The following is a 1,904-nucleotide window of genomic DNA, read 5'->3' as shown; positions in this document are numbered from 1 at the left end:
CCACCATCGGCGCGATAGAAGCCATTGTCGGCCATCGCCTGACTGCCGGGGTCGTTGTGCGTGCAGGCCGACAGCGGTGCCCACGCCTCTCGCACATAGAGCCGGTCACCGACCGCGCAGCGCGCCAGCGGCGACGAGGCCAACCGGCGGGTCTGTGTCTTGCGTCCAGTGAGCAGGGCACGCACCATCGGGGCCGAGAAGATGATGGGACGATCGGTCATACCGCCGCCTGCTCGGCGTCGGGCGCGCGATAGATGATGCGGTGATCGTCCGGCAGGTATCGGCGGAAGGCGGCGACGGCCTCGTCGATGCTGGGATGGCGTGCAGCCATGCCGCCCTCGTGGACACGCTGGTGAAAGGCGAAACGGAAATGCCCGGCGGCCCGCGCGGTGATCTCGCACCGGATGCGCGCCTCGTGGCAGAGCAGGACCAGCATCGTCAGCGGGTAGAAGTCAAAGGTCGCCATGCGGCCATCACGCCACGGCACGACGACGCCGCTCCAGCGGGCACCGTGGCCCCACTCGACCTTGTCCCAGTTGATCGGGGCATTGTAGATTCCGCCCCCGACCATGCCGCAGATGTCCATTACCTTGGCCTGGAACTCGGTCAGCGTCTCGGGGCGCGGCTTATAGCCCTTCCGGTTCCGATAGATCTGGTTCGCGGCAGCGTTGTTCTCTTGGACCCAACCGGCGTGGTCCATGTTGGCGTAGCTCATACGATCGGAGCCTCATTCCAGAGGGAAGCTTTCACTTCGAAGGGCGGGCGGTGGCGCGCTTCGACGCGGACGAAGCCGGGGCGGTCGGTCTGCTTGGGCAGCTTGCGCACGCGCAGCGTGTGACCCGGAGCGACGGTGACGGAGCGATATTCGGCGGCCATCAGCGCGGCTCCTCGGCCTGCCGGTCGGACGATGCCGCGCCAGTGACAGGGAAAAGCACCGCGACCGCGTGCCAGCGCTCTGCGATACGCTCGACCATGGCGCACCACACCTCGGCGATGCGCTCATGGGACTCGATCAGGTCACGGCCGATTGACCGGGTGGAATAGACGCCGATAGCGGCGATGGCGGCGATGCTGCCCGCGCCGACGGCATGGGCGACGTGGTCGGAAAAGGTCATCGGATTGCCTTCCGAGTAGTGGAGAAGATGGGGCGAGAGCCGGAGCCGCCAGCGCCGAGGATGCGGTCCTGATAGAAGCCATCGTCGGGCTGCCTGGGGCGGCGGAAGGGCCGGTGGCCCCAGCCGTCGGCAAAGACGATCTTGGGCTGGCCGTCAGGTGCGATCACCTTCACCTTGTCGCCCGCCATCCGCTTGATGATCGGGCAGTCGAAGGCGAAGACCGCGGGGAGCGTGTCGACCGGGATCCAGATCTCGGCGTTGACCGCTTGGCGTCGGACTTCCATCGCCTCGCAGGTCAGCGGGTCCAGCCCGCGATGGAGGATCGCGGCGGCCTGCTGGGTGGTCCAGCGCTCGCCACCGACCTGGATGCCGTCGACATTCCGATAGCCGACCACATTGCCGTACCATGGGGTACGCACCGAGGGGCTGACCTGACGCACGGACGGCTGCCGCCCGACCGGCGGGAGATTGGGATCAGCCAAGGCTCGCCTCCACATACTGGAGGGCTTCGCCGAGGGCGGCGAGATCGGCCGCAGCCTTCTTCGCTGCACGCTGGGCAATGATGAACTCGACGCGGGCGTCGGATGCCACCCGCTCGGCATATCCCATACCATCCTTCAAGTTGGCGACCACCGCATTGACGGCGGGCGACTTGCGCTGGCCGCGCGGCGCCTTCGTCAGCGCGGCGGCCACCTCAATCAGGCGGATCAGCGCGTAGGGCGACTTGATCCCCAGCTTCTCGGCGCGGACGCGGAAGGACTCGAACAGGTCGCCCCGCTCGTCGATCTT

Annotated in this window: 6 protein-coding genes; all 6 read right to left on the bottom strand. The window is 67.3% G+C overall.

From position 1 onward, the window contains the following. Window positions 1-221, bottom strand: a 221-nt coding sequence (locus GGQ89_RS19795; RefSeq protein WP_221239036.1) for a hypothetical protein, incomplete at its 3' end; no start/stop codon positions are given. Continuing rightward, the gene (locus GGQ89_RS19790) at window positions 218-715 is read right to left on the bottom strand and encodes a hypothetical protein (protein ID WP_184107203.1); all 498 of its coding nucleotides are present in this window, start codon (window positions 713-715) and stop codon (window positions 218-220) included. The genes GGQ89_RS19795 and GGQ89_RS19790, both read right to left, overlap by 4 nt. Next, on the bottom strand, window positions 712-876 hold the full coding sequence (locus tag GGQ89_RS19785; RefSeq protein WP_184107201.1) for a hypothetical protein: 165 nt from the start codon (window positions 874-876) through the stop codon (window positions 712-714). The genes GGQ89_RS19790 and GGQ89_RS19785 overlap by 4 nt, the downstream gene beginning before the upstream one ends. After that, window positions 876-1,115 carry a hypothetical protein gene (locus GGQ89_RS19780; RefSeq protein WP_184107199.1) on the bottom strand — a complete coding sequence of 80 codons (240 nt, stop codon included), beginning with the start codon at window positions 1,113-1,115 and terminating at the stop codon, window positions 876-878. The genes GGQ89_RS19785 and GGQ89_RS19780 overlap by 1 nt, the downstream gene beginning before the upstream one ends. Further along, window positions 1,112-1,597: a hypothetical protein gene (locus GGQ89_RS19775; protein WP_184107197.1), complete on the bottom strand. Its 486-nt coding sequence runs from the start codon at window positions 1,595-1,597 to the stop codon at window positions 1,112-1,114. Before GGQ89_RS19775 ends, GGQ89_RS19780 begins: the two co-directional genes overlap by 4 nt. Further along, window positions 1,590-1,904 (bottom strand): hypothetical protein (locus GGQ89_RS19770; RefSeq protein WP_184107195.1); only part of this gene is annotated, 315 nt, incomplete at its 5' end. The genes GGQ89_RS19770 and GGQ89_RS19775, both read right to left, overlap by 8 nt.

The sequence above is a fragment of the Sphingomonas yabuuchiae genome (assembly GCF_014199595.1).
Taxonomy (GTDB): Bacteria; Pseudomonadota; Alphaproteobacteria; order Sphingomonadales; family Sphingomonadaceae; genus Sphingomonas; species Sphingomonas yabuuchiae.
This window is presented reverse-complemented; position numbering and strand designations above follow the sequence as displayed.

Excerpts from the sequence above, each read along its gene's own strand:
- GGQ89_RS19785 (WP_184107201.1), bottom strand. The coding sequence starts at position 876 with ATGGCCGCCGAATATCGCTCCGTCACCGTCGCTCCGGGTCACACGCTG.
- GGQ89_RS19780 (WP_184107199.1), bottom strand. The coding sequence starts at position 1,115 with ATGACCTTTTCCGACCACGTCGCCCATGCCGTCGGCGCGGGCAGCATC.
- GGQ89_RS19790 (WP_184107203.1), bottom strand. The coding sequence starts at position 715 with ATGAGCTACGCCAACATGGACCACGCCGGTTGGGTCCAAGAGAACAAC.